The sequence below is a fragment of the Lysinibacillus sp. A1 genome, assembly GCF_000801965.1.
Lineage (GTDB): Bacteria > Bacillota > Bacilli > Bacillales_A > Planococcaceae > Lysinibacillus > Lysinibacillus fusiformis.
Map to the genome: position 1 here is coordinate 183,781 of NZ_JSZM01000025.1, position 15,868 is coordinate 199,648.

The window sequence follows — 15,868 nt, forward strand, 5'->3', positions numbered from 1 at the left end:
GGCTGTAGAAAATATTGCCAAATGGAATATAGTTGTGCTACGATAAAGCTAAAATAATTCGACAGTCTGTCGGTCTATTGCGGGGGGTTGTTAAGATGAGGGAAATGAAAAAGGCAGAAGAACGTAGAAATGAAATTTTAGATGCAGCAGATGAACTGTTTACGCAGAAGGGATTTGATGGCACTAGCACAAATAATATTCTTGAAAAAGTAGGGATTGCACGTGGTACTCTTTATTATCATTTTAAATCCAAGGAAGATATTATGGATGCCCTCATCGAACGTTATACGGAAACGATGTTAACGAAGGCAAGGGCAGTGGCAGGGGATAGTAGCTTTGCGGTGAATGAGCGCATATTGAGGGTTGTGATGGCATTAAATATGCAGAATGAAAATGGTCAGGAAATTATGGACCATATTCATAAGCCACAAAATGCATTAATGCATCGAAAAATACAGCAGGTGGTTATGAATCAAGTACCGCCATTATTGACGAGTATTATCCGTGAGGGTATTGAACAAGGAATTTATCATACACCGTACCCATACGAATGCATGGAGATGATTGTTGCCTATACAAATACCGTTTTCGATGATGATTTGGTGTTGTTGTCAGATGAAGAACGGGCTGCTCGTGTCCCAGCATTTATCTTCAATGTGGAGAGAATGCTTGGCGTGGAAAGTGGTAGTTTGTTGTACATGATGAAAATGTTTGGTCATGAAGGGGAAGACGGGACGAAATAATTGTACTTAGGGTCTTAAAACTGACAAAGGGGTGACCTATGTATTTCAAAATTGTGCGGAATGATATAGCGAATAGTAAGCTAATTACATGTTTGATAACACTGTTTGTCGCAGGAGCTGCTATGCTTGTTACGCTTTCGGCCGTTCTGATTGTTCATTTATCAACTTCTATTGATACATTATTAAAGCAAGCGGAAACATCACATTTTCTACAGATGCATTCGGGTACTATCGATCAAGCGCGTCTCATTGACTTTGCCGAGCGAAATGAGCTGGTGGATAAATATCAGATCAACGAATTTCTCAATGTAGATGGTGCCAAGATCAACATTGCAGGCAACACACTTGCACAAAATGTTCAGGACAATGGGTTGACTACGCAAAGTGAGAAATTTGATTTTTTACTAGACCTTGATGGCCATGTGATTGAAGCGGATAACGGAGACATTTATGTACCTGTAGGCTATATGAAGGACGGCACAGCCAAGCTAGGTGATACAGTGATGGTCCATAATAAGCCATTTACGGTTGCAGGTTTTTTACGGGATTCGCAAATGAATTCCATGTTAGCATCGTCCAAGCGATTCCTCGTGAGTGAAGAGGATTATGCAGCGATTCAAGCAGCCGGCACTATTGAATATTTAATAGAGTTTCGTTTGAAAGATTTGGCTGATTTAAGAAGCTTTGAAGAGGACTATCATCGAGCACAATTAGAAGCGAACGGACCAACGATTACATGGCCGCTTTTCAAAATGCTAAATGCCATATCGGATGGTTTGATGATCGCTGTTATTTTATTAATCAGCGTCCTCGTGGTGGTCATTGCATTTATGTGTATCCGTTTTACATTGCTAACTAAAATGGAAGAGGATTATCGTGAAATTGGTGTAATGAAGGCCATTGGTATACGTGTTTCAGATATTCAGAAAATGTATTTTGCTAAATATGGTGTAATAGCGGCATTTGGCTGTATGCTTGGCTTTATTCTTTCCTTTATGGTGAGGGATATTCTTTTAGCCAATATCCGTCTATATATGGGGGATACAGCGAAAACATCATTGGTCTGGCTATTCACTATTATCGGTCTGGCCCTAGTATTTGCTTCTATACTAATTTATGTACAATTTTTATTGAAACAGTTTCGTAAGCTTTCGGCTGTTCAGGCTATCCGATTTGGCGCGATACAAAGTAAAGGAAAACATGTGAAGTGGCTAAATATTAGCTCCAATAAAAGGCTCCCAATCAATCTCTTTTTAGGCGTGAAGGATGTGCTTTCCCGTAAAGGTTTATATGCCACAATGCTCACTGTCTTCATAGTAGCAACTTTTATTATTATTGTGCCTCAAAATTTATACCATACCATTTCCTCCAAAAATTTTATTACGTATATGGGGATTGGCAATAGCGATATCCGCATAGATATCCCGCAAGGCAACCTACATGCTCAGCATGTAACAGCTGTGGTCAAAACACTAGAGCGTGATGAAGATATTACGGATTATACGGCTCTGACGACGAAAAAGTTTACAACCATTACAAATGATGGCGTGGAAGAAAGTCTAAAAATTGAGTTGGGCGACCATACCGTTTTCCCAGTAGAATATGCGCAAGGGAGTGCGCCGGTAGCTCAGGATGAAATAGCACTTTCTGTTCTTAATGCGGAGGAGCTTCAAAAAAAAGTGGGCGATACGATTTTACTGATCATCCAAGGTGAAACGAAAAGCTTAACTGTGAGTGGCATCTATTCGGATATTACAAATGGTGGGAAAACAGCGAAGGCAGCATTCTTTGATGAATCCTCTGAAAGTATGTGGGATGTCTTCTATGGTTCGCTATCAAAACAATCGGAAGTCGAAAAAAAGGTTGCGGAGTATGCAGATAGCTTCCTTTTTGCCAAGGTTTCAGGCATTGATGAATATATTTATCAAACATTTGGAACGACCATCAGCTCCATGAAGCAAGTAGCGAGTGCAGCACTTATAGTAGCTCTCTTTATGTGTGTGCTGGTGACACTGTTATTTATGAAAATGCTGATTGCAAAGGATCGATCTCCCATCGCTATCTTGAAAACGATTGGCTTTACAAACGTCGATATTTCCATACAATATGCAGCACGATCAGTTGTTGTCTTAATGCTGGCTATTTTTGCGGGGACATTTCTCGCCAACACATTAGGGGAATTTCTGACGACCACGGTCATTGCATCCTTTGGTGCAGCTTCATTTAATTTTATCATTAATCCACTAGCTGCCTATGTTTTTTGCCCATTAGCCCTCCTATGCGTTGTACTTCTAGCAACGCTTATTGGGACTGTTAAGGCGGGACAATTAAAAATAATGGATTATATAAAGGAGTAGAACATGAAAAAACTTGTGACTGGTGAACAAATAGTCAAGTCATTTCAGGTCGGAACAGAAAGACATGAGGTTTTAAAGGCTGTATCCATCGATTTATATGAAGGCGAGTTCGTTTCTATTATGGGTCCCTCGGGTTGTGGCAAATCAACCTTACTGTATGCTCTTAGTGGTATGGATAGCATTGATCATGGTCGGGTTTCTTTTGATGGAGTGGATGTAGCAACACTTCATGACAAGGAGCTAGCTGAGCTCCGCCGAACGCGGATGGGCTTTGTGTTTCAACAGCCAACCTTTCTTAAAAGCTTAAATATCCTTGATAATATAGTATTACCCGCAGTACGTGATCAGCGAAAAAATGTGGATGCATTAACGGAAAAAGCACAGAGCATCATGAAAAAAGTAGGGATTGCAGACTTAGCAAAGCGTAATATTACGCAGGTTTCAGGTGGCCAGCTTCAGCGGGCAGGCATTTGCCGTGCTTTAATTAGTAGTCCATCGATGATTTTTGGTGATGAACCAACAGGCGCCTTGAATTCAATGTCTGCCCAGGAAATTATGGATATTCTAGCCTCTATCAATCAAGAAGGTACAACGGTTATGCTTGTGACACATGATCCGAAAATAGCTGCACGAACGGAGCGTATTCTCTTTATGAGTGATGGTTCTATAATCAGTGAATTGCGTTTACCACCATTTATCGGTAAAGATTTGGATGATCGAATGGCAAAAGTAGCAACAACGATGCGAGAAATTGGTATTTAATAGTGAATTCAAAAAATCCGCAATGACTTGGCAGTAGCCGTTGCGGATTTTTTATTTTTTTTAGAAAAAATGAATCGCATTGGCAATGGCGTCCGTCAGTAGTATAAGAAAGTAGGTGAGAGCCATGATGGATATTGAACAAGTGATCGAGGAGCATGGGGATTACTTACTAAAGGTCGCCTATTTATATGTGAAGAATAAAGCGACAGCGGAAGATATTGTGCAGGATGTGTTCATAGCTTTTTATCAAAAGCAGGAGCAGTTTCGCCAGCAAGCATCATTGCGTACATATTTAGTAAAAATGACAGTCAATCGGAGCCATGATTATTTACGGAGCTGGAAAAGTAAACGCCTGACATTATTTGAAAAGATTGCGGGCCGCACAACGGCGATTACACCAGAGAAGAAAGTGCTCGAGAAGTCGGTCAAACAAGAGCTGACAGAGGCGTTATTTACGTTATCGGTAGCTTATCGTGAGGTTCTAATTTTGTATTATTTTGAGGAGATGACAACTGTAGAGATTGCACAGCTTGTCCGATGCCCAGAAGCGACAATTCGTACAAGGCTACAACGAGCGCGTAAACAGCTGGCAACAGCAATCGGTGACTTTGATTGGGAGGTGCTACGTCATGAATCAATTTAAAGAAGAGCTATTAAAGGAACTACAAGATGTAAAATTTTCGGGGGAGCGTAAACAACTCATCGCAGAAAAGGCTAGAAGGAAAGAAAAGCATAAAGTAGGTAATCAATGGACGTACCGCGTCGTACTCGCGACCTTTACTGTATTGGTCATTAGTTTTAGTTATCTTTTAACAGAGCAGAAGGGACAGCGCACCACAGGTCACCAAGCAGCAACTATACAGTCCGATGCCTGGAGCTGGTGGACAATTTTCAATTCTGATTATGTTCGAGGAATTTTGTTGTTGGGCTTTTTTATCGGTGCTGCTTTTATTGTCAAGCGTGTATTACTAAAAAAAGGATATGGACTTCCTATTTGTATAGAATGCGGGGAGAGCTGGTCTGAAAAGGAAGCACGCAAATTGTATCGCAAAAATGGAGAAATTGTGTGCCCTCATTGTGGCCAAAAACAGTATCGTACGAAAAAATCCATGCAATTAGGGGGCATGCTTTCAATGCCGATACCACTATTCATTATGTTGCAACATGTATTTCATAATTACTTCATCGGTTTTATTTTCTTTCTAGTAGGGGTGCTGATTTTTCTTTATCAAGTCGTGCCATATGTCTTTAAGCTACAAAACAAGGATTCTATGAATGAACCTTTATGGTAATAATAATACCGAAGAGAAATTGCGATAGTTATCTAGCAATTTCTTTTTTTTACACCAAAATACATTGACAAGCGTTTTCATTTGCTTTATCTTTGTGTTAACTTATTTTTATTATTAGTTAACGTATAGCAAAGGGAGGCTTTTTACATTGAAAAAAGGAAGTACATATCAATATGTGTTAGCAGCATTTGGGGCAGCGATTATTGCTGTTCTGGCACAGGTGACTATTCCACTACCTCTAATTCCAATTACAGGACAAACTTTAGCAGTCGGCATTGTCGTGACTATTTTAGGGACAAGACTAGGAACATTATCTGTTCTATTATATATTTTACTAGGAGCAGCTGGTTTACCAGTGTTTAGTGGAATGTCTGGAGGTCTAGGAATTTTAGTCGGTCCAACAGGGGGATATATTGTAGGATTCCTTGCCACAGCGATTATTATGGGCTTATACTTAGATAAATTTGGTATTACATTTACCCAAGCAATTATTGCGAATATCATCGGTATGATTATTACGTTATCATTTGGGACGGTATGGTTAAAAATCGTAGCAGATTATACATGGACAGCAGCCTTCTTGGGTGGTACTGCACCATTTATAGTAGTAGGGATTGTCAAAGCGGTAATGGCAGCATGGATTGGTGTGATTGTCCGTCGCCGCTTAGAAAGAGCACATTTAATTGAAGCAATAGCATAGGACATAGGGGGAATTGTTTTGGCAACATTATGGACAGGTGGAAAGATTTACACGATGGCTCAGGTTGGTGAAACAGTAGAAGCAGTCCTTGAAGAAGATGGGGAAATTGTGGCGACAGGCTCAGTGGAGAGCTTGTCGCCATTAGCTACTTCTACTCGACATTTACAAGGCAATGTCATGTATCCAGGTTTTGTAGATAGTCATTTACATATTATTGGTTACGGGGAAAAATTAAAACATATTGATGTATCAGCTATTACGAGTAAAGAGGCGTTACTAGAAAAGCTTCAAGAGCGTATGTCCAAGGCATCGCCCAAAGAATGGGTGATAGCGATTGGATTAAATGAAAACCAATTTGAAAAGCCCATTTTCCCAACTTTAGCAGAACTGGATGCGCTTGGTGAAGCCTATTTAATCATAAAGCGTAGCTGTCACCATTTAATATTAGCTAATTCTAAGGCACTTGCTTTTGCAGGGATTACCAATGATACGCCTTCACCAGAGGGGGGAATCATTGAAAAAATGGATGGTCAGCTCACAGGCGTATTAAAGGATGCGGCGTTATATTTAGTGGTCAATCAGATGCCCCATATTACACCTGCGTATATAGAGGATGCTTTAGTGAAAGCGGTGGCCTCCTTACAAGCATATGGTTTAGTGGGAGGTCATTCGGAAGATTTAAGTTATTACGGACCGCCAAGTCAACCCATTCAAGCCTACCGTAAAATAGTGGAATCTCAGCAATCTTTCAAAGTTCATTTATTGCAGCATCATACCGTATTTGAAGAGGTAGAAAAGTTGGATACTACTTCCTCGCCTTTCTTGGAGTTCGGTGCCATGAAAATCTTTATAGATGGAGCCTTTGGCGGAAGAACGGCAGCACTACGGCAACCATACAATGATGATCCAGACAATACAGGAATGCTTATTCATACGACAGAGCAATTAACGAAGTATGTGCAGCTAGCTCGTCAATATGGACAAACTGTTGCCGTCCATGCAATCGGAGATTTAGCTATCGAACTGATTTTAGATGTTTTTGCGGCATATCCACCACAGGCTGATCAGCTTGATCGGGTGATCCATTGTAGCTTGGTCGATGAGGGCATATTAACTAAACTAGCTGAATTGCCTGTTGCTATCGATATGCAACCGCAATTTGTTCAGGGGGAGTATGACGCTGAGCTATTGAAGCTTGGAGAAGAGCGCGCTCTAGGCTTACATCCTTTAAAGTCACTTCTTGACCGTGGACTTGTGGTTGCTGGTGGTAGTGACGCGCCGATTGAAGTACCGAATCCATTAATCGGAATCTATGCTGCTGTCACAAGATGCAATGTGGGAGAAAAACATGATGGCTATAATCCTAAGGAGAAAGTTTCTCGTTTCGAAGCGGTCCATTTGTATACAGGAGGAGCGGCTGAAATCATTGGTCAGCAGCACAGTCGTGGTAAAATTGCAGAAGGCTATACAGCCGATTTTACGATTTTAAAAGAAGATATTTTCACTGTGGCTATAGAGCAACTACCTCATATTGAAGTGTTTTGTACTGTGGTAGATGGAAAGATTGTATATGAAAATCGCTGAAGGGAAACCTTGCAGCGATTTTTTTAGTTATTTCTTATTCGCAAAATTATTTACTTCGTGTTCTAAGCTTGTTACTCGTTTGGTTAAGTCCTCTACTTGCTGTTGCATGGTTGGTGGAGGAGGCACAGGAATCGTTGCTTTCATTTTTTTAATCATACGTATCATGCCGAAAAAGATAGCTAAAAACAGGCATAGAAGAACCGTTGTACTAAGCATATCGCCAATGTCGAATTTCATGTTTGCGCTCCTTTCGCTACGGGGTATCTAGTTATATACAGGATAGCTTCGAGAAAAGTTTCAAGAAAATGGAGAACGTCACGATAAATACACAAATCTTTTCTCTCCAAGCTGCATAGGATACTTGAACAAATTGCTATTTTATTGCTTTGAGTACTGTGCCGTGGCGGTCAAAACATACGTTAGAAGAGAGCGATTTCAACTGTAACAGGGGTGATTATGTGCACAAGGCAGGACAAGTAATGCGACAGGCTGTTTATAATATTTATATATATCGATTTGACTATGTACAGGTTTTCGCATTAATTAGAATCTTTCAGTTTTTATTAATGATCCCTGTAAGCTCTACGATGTTAAAGCTCATGCTCAGAGTAACAGGATATACACATATTACCGAGCAAAATTGGCAAAGCTTTGTGGCCCATCCCTTTGTCATTATGATGACTTGTCTATTAATCTTGTTGTTCTTATTATTTGTTTATTATGAAATGGGCTTCTTATTTTTAATGGCCTTTCATCAACAAAGAGGAATGCGCTATCGATTTTTTTCTATATGGCAGCAACTGAATCGTAAGGTTGTTTATTTTTTTAGTGTCCAAGTCCTATTTTTAATCGTCTATCTTGCTCTATTAATGCCACTCGCTTCTTTCATGCTACCACTCACCTTAACCCAATCCATCTCACTTCCACATTTTTTAACAGAAGAAATCATGAGTAGTCGAACAGGTAGGTTAGCCTATGCCGCAGTGGCAAGTATTTTAGTAATGATCGGTATTCGGAGTATTTTAACGTTACCTATTTTTACGATCCAGCCAAACATTTCTATTTTACGTTCTTTCAAGCAAAGCTGGCGATTTTCCAAAAGAGGTTTATTGGAGCTTTTAGCCTTATTGGTCATGCTTTTAACAGGGCATCTATTCGTCATGCTCAGTATAACGGTAATTGGCACGATTCCACTTTATTTAATGGAACGCTTGCTACCAAATGCCGCATTGGTGACAGCGGGGTTAACGCTCGCCTTTTTAGAAATGGTTTTTGTGGTGCTCTTTAGTTTATTACAGGCCATGTTTTCACAAGTCATGGTTGCCATTACTTACAATACACCGGTTATAGGGAAAATCAACAAATCGGGTAAGCATAGGAAACGACGTTATAAACCTTTACTGCTCATTTGCTTTGTTGTGTTTGTAGTATTAAGTATGATCAATATCAATTCTTTAGAGAAAAGTGTCTATGCACCCGATACAAAAATTATTGCTCATCGAGGCTATGTGGCTGGCAATGTTGAAAATACGATTAGCGGGCTAGTGAGCGCGGCTAATGCAGGTGCAGACCTCATTGAAATTGATATTCAGCAAACGATGGATGGTGAATTTGTCGTATTCCATGACCGTACATTGCGGCGATTGGCAGGTAAAAACGGGGTCATTGCTAATATGACCTTAAGTGAATTAAAAACGTTAACGATTCATCAAAATGGCTATAGTGATAAAATTGCCTCTTTAGAGGATTGTATCGAAATTGCTAAAGCTTTAGATGTTGCGTTACTCATTGAGTTAAAGGTACACGGCAAGGAAACGGAAGATGTGTTACCCAAATTAGTGGAAAAGCTACGAAAATACAAGGTGCTAGATTCGTATTATGTGCAATCTGCAGATGGGCAGAAAATGACACAATTAAAAAAATTAGTGCCTAATCTAAGAGTGGGTATTGTCTACGCGCTTAATATCGGTCCGATGGAAGAAAGTGTGGATTTCATTGCCTTAGAGGAGTCATGGGTAACAGAGCAGCTGATTGAGGAGCTGAAGCAAAACCCGATGGATTTATTTGTATGGACGCTGAATGATGACCGTTCTTTACAAACGTTTATCGAGAAAAATGTGAGCGGAGTCATTACCGATCATCCTGATGTTGCTCGGGATTTAAGGACCAAGCAAAGTGAGCATCAATACTTCTTGCAACGCATCCTAAACCGATTGAAATTTATATTTTAACTAAGGAATGTGATACCTGTATAATGACTGTTTCAAAAAAATTTAGCCTTCGTGTAACCTTTTTCATATGAGGACGACTACTTCTATGAATTCGTGAAATGAAGGAGATGCTTTTTGTATGAAAATGAAGAAGGTCGTACCATTTGCTATGACAGCATTATTAGTAGGGAGCGCAATGGGCGTTCCAACTGCATCAGCGAGCGAGGTTGAGGCTGTTGTGAATACTTCAGAAACTAACGAGCAACAAGCTCAGCCAGTTTTTGTTAAAGTAACTGGAAAAGTTGAAAATGTTGATGTCCGTGACAACGCAACCTACTATACGGTGGTAGAAGGCGAACAGACGAATTTTGTGGTTGTCGATAAAGATTCATTAGTATTCGACAATATGGGGAAAGAAGTGAAGCTTCAAAAAGGGGATAAGGTGTCAGCTTACTCTTATGCGAAAAAGCCTATGCTTGCTATTTATCCGCCACAATATAACCCAGAAGTAATTATTGTAGAAAAAGATAATATGGGCAGTGTGGAAGTCGATTACTTCGATAAAAACTTAATCGATACGGACAATTATTTGAAATTAAATGTGGGGGAAGACACAAAAATTGAAAGTGTTTCTGGCAAAGAGCTAAAAGCTAGTGATTTAGAAGAGCAGCACTTAGTAGTGTTCTACACAATCGCAACAATGAGTATTCCTGCCCAAACACCACCTTCAAAGGTTATCGTGTTAGATAATATTGAGAAGGAAGAGCCAGTTGAAGTGGACCCAGTGCCAACGCCTGAACCAACACCAGATCATGGTGCCATTGAAGAGATTATTCAAAAAGATTTTTATGAAGTAGAAGGGACAAAAATGGTTCCTTTACGATTAATCGTAGAAAAGCTTGGCTTTGAAGTTGAAGTAACGCCTAAAGGTGCAATTATTTCTAAAGGTGCTGTTTCCTACACAATTACTCGTGGTCAAAAAGAATATGGCTATAATAAAGCGATTCGCCAATTTGACGTAGCACCTGCTTTATTAGAGAATGGTAAAACATATGTGTCGGTTGAATTTGTTGAAGAATTAATGAAATAAAGATGTTGAAGTATCTAGCAAATCGCTAGGTACTTCTTTTTTATATTTTCTTCCAATACAAAATTCAGTACAATAATGAAGAAAAAGTCGCAAATAAAGGAGAATCCTATGAAACAAGCTCTAATCATTATCGATATACAAGAGGCCTTCTTTTTAGACAGCCAACAAAATCTATGGAATGACGAAATGGTTATCAGTACTATTAATTCGTTAATTGCATGGGCGCGCTACAATGAAGTACCTATTATTTTTATTCAGCATACGGATGCCGAGGATGTAGACTTCGCTTACGGTCAGCCTGGATGGGAGCTATATCATGGTCTTCAACGACAAACGGAGGATAAGGTGATTCAAAAACCAACATGGGACGCCTTTTATCAAACTGAGCTTGCCCAATACTTGCAGGAGCAACATATTGAGCAATTAATATTTGCTGGTGCACAAACGGAGTTTTGCCTTGATACAACGATTCGTAGTGCTTTCAGTCATGGCTATCATCACAATATTTTAGTGGAGGAGGCTCATAGTACATTATCTAATGATGTTCTCGCAGCGCCACAAATCATTCAGCACCATGAATGTATTTGGCGCAATCGATTTGTACGAATTCAGCCAGTTGCGGAGTTCCAGCATGCTGATTAATAGGAGAGACTATCAATATAAAGAATTGTCCTATACGGTCCGCTGTGCCGAACGGAATGATGCACAAGCCTTGTCAGATCTACGTTTACAATTAGATGGTGAAACGGAAAACTTTGACCGAGCACAAGGGGAGGGCTTCATTGATCGAGCAGGATTCGAGCAGCTCATTTCCAATGACCTAGCAAGCCCTAAAAATCTATGTTTAGTAGCAGTCGTTGATGATCAACTTGTAGGATTTAAAAATTAAACTCAAGGTGTGAAGGCTCTACATTGATAAGGCTTGCCCATAAGGTTATTTTTGGTGTGGGTGTCAGGAAGGATTTTTGGGGGTACGGCATTGGTAAAGCCCTGATGCAAGTATCGATCGACTGGGCAGATGCTAATGGTATTCAGAAAATGGCGCTGGAAGTGTTAGAATCCAATGACAAGGCCGTTCAGCTTTATCAAAAATGTGGCTTTGAAGTGGAAGGTATTTTGAAAAATGATAAGCGTCTTTCAGATGGACAATACTATCACACTATCTTGATGGGCAGATGGAAGGCATAGGGAAGTTAAAGGAATTTACAATATGACGAATTTTATGTATATATTTTGTTTAATCGTTTGGGGTCTTAATTTTATTGCCGTAAAAATACAAGGGACTCCCGTTAGTTTAGAATTATCGTTAACCTATCGTTTAGTCATAACAGCTCTGTTATTTTTAATCCTTGCTTGGTTGATGAAACCACAGGGGAAACCACAAAAGCAGGATATCCCCTTTATCATTGTTTTTGGCGTGTGTAATTTTGCATTCAGTTATTTATGTTTGTATTACGCGACGATGCTAAGCTCAGCAGCGATGGTCACGTTAATTTTTTCATTAAAAGTGATATTAACGCCTATTGCTTTACGAATTTTTCTGAAAGAGCCGTTACATCGCCGTGTTCTTCTTGGGGGTATTTTAGGCATTATAGGAGTGGGTGTATTAATCTATCCAACTTTACATAGTTTTTCAGGATTCGCTGATTTCAAAGGGATTCTCATTGCGTTTTTAGGAACGCTACTGACAGCAATCGGTGATGCTAGTTCTGCCAGAAATGCGAAGCGCCAAATTGACCCGATTTATGCCAATGCGATTGGTTTTGCTGTAGGTAGTGTAGTCATGTGTGGAATTGTTTGGATGGAAGGACAAAAAATGATGATTCCGACATCCATTACATATCTATCGGCATTGCTGTATTTAACAGTTATTGCCTCGTTTCTTGCCTGGCTATTTTATTTAAAGCTAGTCGAAACGATTGGCGGAGCAAAAAGTGGCTATATGGTCGCATTATTTCCTGTTATTGGCGGCATTGCCTCTGTTCTGATTGGTGAATCTACAGTAAGCATTTACTTGATCGTGGGCTGTCTATCCAGTTGTATCGGAGCGGCGATTGCCTTAGGGTTTAAAATTAAGCCTATTTTACGATGAACGAAAACCCGTATCTTTTCATAAACTAGATAAGAACGTTTGAAAAGGGTGAGGGAGTTGGCATTCGTTCCGAGAAGCAGAGAAAAAGATCAGGATCATTGGGATATCGATCGTTGGGAAAATGATGGTGGTAGTAGTTTAGGGGGGAAAGGGAGGCAAATTTGTCTCCCTAAAAATAGTTGAAACCTTTTTCTACGCTGTTCGTATGAATTAGTAGGAACAGATTAGATTCGAAAAGGGAGAACTGAAATTTTTGAGCCATTGAACAAAACGATTACTGTTAATTATTTACTTGATTGTTATTGCGGATGCGTATTACACAACATTGTATATGGAACCCAAAACACCACCGCAACATCAAACGATCAAAGCAACGGCTATTACCGTGAACATATTACGGTAGCAAGCCAAATGAAAAGAAACGGACAAACCGTCGTTTAAAACCGATGAACATTCAGCCAATTCAAAAGAAAATGTTGAACGGAATGGTCATGTTCATCAATAGTTTAGACGTTGGTCCATCAATACTTATATTTTTACGATATCAACAGCTTCGTTGCTGACGCCCTGTCCACTGACAGGGTTTTTTTATGATTAGCATCAGTATGGCATGAACTAAGGGGGAGATGGGCATGACGAAAATTTATTTGATGACCATTACTAAAGGGAATGATGAGCAGGATTACGAGCAACAGATCAACGAAAAAATATTTGAGAGAAAGTCAGACCTAAAAGAGTATTTAAACAAAGAAGGCTATTTGAAGGAATCTACCTATCAATATGTGAAAATAGCGGAAGAATCAATATTTGTTGCTGAAATTCAAAAAATAAAACTTAAATAACCATAGTGTTTACTAAAAAATAAATCAAGCAATCTTCGCTCTTTTCATATAAAATATGGAAGATATAACATACTTGAAAGAGGTGGCCACATGTTTCCGACTTTAAATACGGATCGTTTAGTATTACGAGAGATTACAGAAATTGACGCGCAAGCTATTTTAAATTGCTTTTCTAACCCCGACGTCTTACGTCATTACGGTCAAAATCCATTAACGAGTTTAGACCAAGTAAAACAAATCATTCATCGTTTTTCAAAAAACTATGAGGAACAACAAGGCATTAAATGGGGGATAGAACTAAAGGGGCGAGAAGGTCTAATAGGTACTATTGGATTTCAAGAATGGTCAACAGAGCATAAGAAAGCTGAAATCAGTTATGCCCTTTTCCCTGACAGTTGGGGAAAAGGCTACGCACGAGAGGCACTGGATCAAGTAATTTCGTTTGGCTTTCAAGAGATGGGGTTATTGCGGATAGGAGCCATCGTTTTCACAGAAAATGATGCTTCTAACAAGCTATTAACAAAAGTAGGCTTCCAAAAAGAAGGCTTATTAAAGAAATATATGCATCAAAATAATGTCCCATATGATACATATATTTATTCTCTAATCAATATAGAAAAATCATAATCACGGTTCGTGAAAAATAAAAGGATTGGGGACATACCCCAATCCTTTTACTCATTTAGCCCCCAAAAGGTAGCTATTTAGTTACACTTAGCTCATTTTACATTCGGATAAATCATCGTAGCTGGATCTACATATTCATCAAATTGTTCTTCTGTAAGCAGACCACTTGCGATAGCTGCTGCTTTTAACGTAGTGCCTTCTTTATGAGCTTTTTTCGCAATTTTTGCTGCGTTTTCATAGCCGATATATGGATTTAATGCTGTTACAAGCATTAATGAGTTTTGTAAGTTATGATCAAGCACTTCTTTATTTGGCTCAATGCCAATTGCACAATGGTCATTAAATGATTTCATTGTATCTGCTAATAGGCGAGTTGATTGTAAGAAGTTATAAATGATTACGGGCTTAAAGACGTTTAGTTCAAAATTCCCTTGAGATGCTGCGAAAGCAATCGTTGCGTCATTACCTACTACTTGAGTAACTACCATTGTCATCGCTTCACTTTGGGTAGGGTTTACTTTACCAGGCATAATAGAAGAACCTGGTTCATTTTCTGGAATCGTGATTTCACCAATCCCTGAGCGTGGCCCACTTGCAAGCCAACGAACGTCATTCGCAATTTTCATTAAATCAGCCGCTAAAGCTTTAAGAGCACCATGCGCAACAACGGCTTCATCATGGCTTGTTAAGGCATGGAATTTATTCGCTGCAGAGGTGAATGGTTTACCTGTTAGCTCACTAATTTCCGCTGCAACACAATCCCCAAATTCTGGATGAGCATTGATGCCAGTACCAACCGCTGTTCCACCAATTGCAAGCTCTTTCATATAGTCGATATTTTGAAGAATCATGTGCTCCGATTTTGCCAGCATAGCTGCCCAGCCGCTAATTTCCTGACCTAATGTAAGAGGTGTTGCATCCTGTAAATGCGTACGGCCAATTTTAATAATATCTTTAAATTGAGCTGCTTTGTCTTCCAAAGTAGATTTTAATAAACGAAGTCGTGGTAATAAGTAATCTTCCACTTTTAAAACTGCGGCAATATGCAATGCAGTAGGGAATGTATCATTCGAGCTTTGTGATTTATTAACATCATCATTTGGATGAATGCGGTCTGCCTCGCCAGCGTCTTGTAATAGTTGGTTCGCACGGTGTGCAATGACCTCATTAACATTCATGTTTGATTGTGTACCACTACCAGTTTGCCAAACAACTAATGGGAATTGATCGTCCCATTGTCCATTTAAAACTTCATCTGCAGCCTGTACGATTGCATTCGCTTTAATAGCTGAAAGTTTGCCTAGTTTGTTGTTCGCGATTGCTGCACTTTTCTTTAAAATAGCCATGGCCTGCACAAGCTCAATTGGCATATGTTCCGTACCAATTTGGAAATTTTCTTTACTGCGCTGTGTTTGCGCACCCCAAATTTTATCAGCAGGTACTTTAATTTCACCCATAGTGTCTTTTTCAATACGATAATCCATGTCAAACAGCTCCTTTAGTATGTAAAAATCCTCCATATATACAGATAAAAACGGATACTCTTAGTCTGATGTAAGAGTATCCGTT

15 protein-coding genes and 1 pseudogene are annotated in these 15,868 nt (G+C 39.5%); 14 read left to right on the plus strand and 2 right to left on the minus strand.

Annotated features, from left to right (window positions below):
• Positions 1 to 95 precede the first annotated feature (95 nt).
• The 7 genes from PI85_RS19350 (at position 96) to PI85_RS19380 (ending at position 7,438) form a co-directional block, all read left to right on the plus strand.
• On the plus strand, positions 96 to 743 hold the full coding sequence (locus PI85_RS19350) for a TetR/AcrR family transcriptional regulator (protein WP_036125222.1): 648 nt from the start codon (positions 96 to 98) through the stop codon (positions 741 to 743).
• Positions 744 to 781: 38 nt separating this feature from the next.
• Complete coding sequence (locus PI85_RS19355) at positions 782 to 3,100, plus strand: ABC transporter permease (RefSeq protein ID WP_036125223.1); 2,319 nt, start codon at positions 782 to 784, stop codon at positions 3,098 to 3,100.
• A 3-nt stretch (positions 3,101 to 3,103) separates the two neighbouring features.
• Positions 3,104 to 3,862 carry an ABC transporter ATP-binding protein gene (locus PI85_RS19360; protein ID WP_036125224.1) on the plus strand — a complete coding sequence of 253 codons (759 nt, stop codon included), beginning with the start codon at positions 3,104 to 3,106 and terminating at the stop codon, positions 3,860 to 3,862.
• A 124-nt stretch (positions 3,863 to 3,986) separates the two neighbouring features.
• A complete protein-coding gene (locus tag PI85_RS19365) occupies positions 3,987 to 4,505 on the plus strand; it encodes a sigma-70 family RNA polymerase sigma factor (RefSeq protein ID WP_036125225.1) in 519 nt (172 codons plus the stop codon).
• Positions 4,492 to 5,154, plus strand: coding sequence for a TIGR04104 family putative zinc finger protein (locus PI85_RS19370; protein WP_036125228.1), 663 nt, complete (start codon positions 4,492 to 4,494; stop codon positions 5,152 to 5,154). The genes PI85_RS19365 and PI85_RS19370 overlap by 14 nt, the downstream gene beginning before the upstream one ends.
• Positions 5,155 to 5,302: 148 nt before the next feature.
• Positions 5,303 to 5,854 carry a biotin transporter BioY gene (locus PI85_RS19375; RefSeq protein WP_008175833.1) on the plus strand — a complete coding sequence of 184 codons (552 nt, stop codon included), beginning with the start codon at positions 5,303 to 5,305 and terminating at the stop codon, positions 5,852 to 5,854.
• An 18-nt stretch (positions 5,855 to 5,872) separates the two neighbouring features.
• A complete protein-coding gene (locus PI85_RS19380; protein WP_036125231.1) occupies positions 5,873 to 7,438 on the plus strand; it encodes an amidohydrolase in 1,566 nt (521 codons plus the stop codon).
• Between the two features lie 27 nt (positions 7,439 to 7,465).
• On the opposite strand, the gene PI85_RS19385 is transcribed toward PI85_RS19380, so the two are convergent.
• Positions 7,466 to 7,675, minus strand: coding sequence for a hypothetical protein (locus PI85_RS19385; RefSeq protein ID WP_036125234.1), 210 nt, complete (start codon positions 7,673 to 7,675; stop codon positions 7,466 to 7,468).
• Between the two features lie 221 nt (positions 7,676 to 7,896).
• Between PI85_RS19385 and PI85_RS19390 the strand changes: the two genes are divergently transcribed.
• The 7 genes and pseudogenes from PI85_RS19390 to PI85_RS19420 all read left to right on the plus strand — a co-directional run bounded on the left by PI85_RS19390 (position 7,897) and on the right by PI85_RS19420 (position 14,299).
• A complete protein-coding gene (locus tag PI85_RS19390) occupies positions 7,897 to 9,669 on the plus strand; it encodes a glycerophosphoryl diester phosphodiesterase membrane domain-containing protein (RefSeq protein ID WP_036125236.1) in 1,773 nt (590 codons plus the stop codon).
• A gap of 118 nt (positions 9,670 to 9,787) precedes the next feature.
• Complete coding sequence (locus tag PI85_RS19395; protein ID WP_052323565.1) at positions 9,788 to 10,738, plus strand: stalk domain-containing protein; 951 nt, start codon at positions 9,788 to 9,790, stop codon at positions 10,736 to 10,738.
• 108 nt (positions 10,739 to 10,846) lie between these two features.
• On the plus strand, positions 10,847 to 11,380 hold the full coding sequence (locus tag PI85_RS19400) for a cysteine hydrolase family protein (protein ID WP_036125238.1): 534 nt from the start codon (positions 10,847 to 10,849) through the stop codon (positions 11,378 to 11,380).
• Positions 11,370 to 11,926, plus strand: a pseudogene (locus PI85_RS19405) (N-acetyltransferase family protein). Before PI85_RS19400 ends, PI85_RS19405 begins: the two are co-directional and overlap by 11 nt.
• 22 nt (positions 11,927 to 11,948) lie before the next feature.
• Entirely contained in the window at positions 11,949 to 12,830 is an 882-nt protein-coding gene (locus tag PI85_RS19410) for a DMT family transporter (protein WP_036125240.1), read from the plus strand.
• A gap of 632 nt (positions 12,831 to 13,462) precedes the next feature.
• On the plus strand, positions 13,463 to 13,672 hold the full coding sequence (locus PI85_RS19415; protein WP_036125242.1) for a hypothetical protein: 210 nt from the start codon (positions 13,463 to 13,465) through the stop codon (positions 13,670 to 13,672).
• Positions 13,673 to 13,762: 90 nt separating this feature from the next.
• The gene (locus tag PI85_RS19420; RefSeq protein ID WP_036125244.1) at positions 13,763 to 14,299 is read left to right on the plus strand and encodes a GNAT family N-acetyltransferase; all 537 of its coding nucleotides are present in this window, start codon (positions 13,763 to 13,765) and stop codon (positions 14,297 to 14,299) included.
• A 92-nt stretch (positions 14,300 to 14,391) separates the two neighbouring features.
• On the opposite strand, the gene fumC is transcribed toward PI85_RS19420, so the two are convergent.
• Complete coding sequence (fumC, locus tag PI85_RS19425) at positions 14,392 to 15,783, minus strand: class II fumarate hydratase (RefSeq protein WP_036125246.1); 1,392 nt, start codon at positions 15,781 to 15,783, stop codon at positions 14,392 to 14,394.
• Positions 15,784 to 15,868: the final 85 nt, after the last annotated feature.

Bases quoted from the DNA above. Each gene is read 5' to 3' on its own strand.
- PI85_RS19350 (WP_036125222.1), top strand. From the start codon at position 96: ATGAGGGAAATGAAAAAGGCAGAAGAACGTAGAAATGAAATTTTAGAT.
- PI85_RS19355 (WP_036125223.1), top strand. From the start codon at position 782: ATGTATTTCAAAATTGTGCGGAATGATATAGCGAATAGTAAGCTAATT.
- PI85_RS19360 (WP_036125224.1), top strand. From the start codon at position 3,104: ATGAAAAAACTTGTGACTGGTGAACAAATAGTCAAGTCATTTCAGGTC.
- PI85_RS19365 (WP_036125225.1), top strand. From the start codon at position 3,987: ATGATGGATATTGAACAAGTGATCGAGGAGCATGGGGATTACTTACTA.
- PI85_RS19370 (WP_036125228.1), top strand. From the start codon at position 4,492: ATGAATCAATTTAAAGAAGAGCTATTAAAGGAACTACAAGATGTAAAA.
- PI85_RS19385 (WP_036125234.1), bottom strand. From the start codon at position 7,675: ATGAAATTCGACATTGGCGATATGCTTAGTACAACGGTTCTTCTATGC.
- PI85_RS19395 (WP_052323565.1), top strand. From the start codon at position 9,788: ATGAAAATGAAGAAGGTCGTACCATTTGCTATGACAGCATTATTAGTA.
- PI85_RS19400 (WP_036125238.1), top strand. From the start codon at position 10,847: ATGAAACAAGCTCTAATCATTATCGATATACAAGAGGCCTTCTTTTTA.
- PI85_RS19410 (WP_036125240.1), top strand. From the start codon at position 11,949: ATGACGAATTTTATGTATATATTTTGTTTAATCGTTTGGGGTCTTAAT.
- PI85_RS19415 (WP_036125242.1), top strand. From the start codon at position 13,463: ATGACGAAAATTTATTTGATGACCATTACTAAAGGGAATGATGAGCAG.
- PI85_RS19420 (WP_036125244.1), top strand. From the start codon at position 13,763: ATGTTTCCGACTTTAAATACGGATCGTTTAGTATTACGAGAGATTACA.
- fumC (WP_036125246.1), bottom strand. From the start codon at position 15,783: ATGGATTATCGTATTGAAAAAGACACTATGGGTGAAATTAAAGTACCT.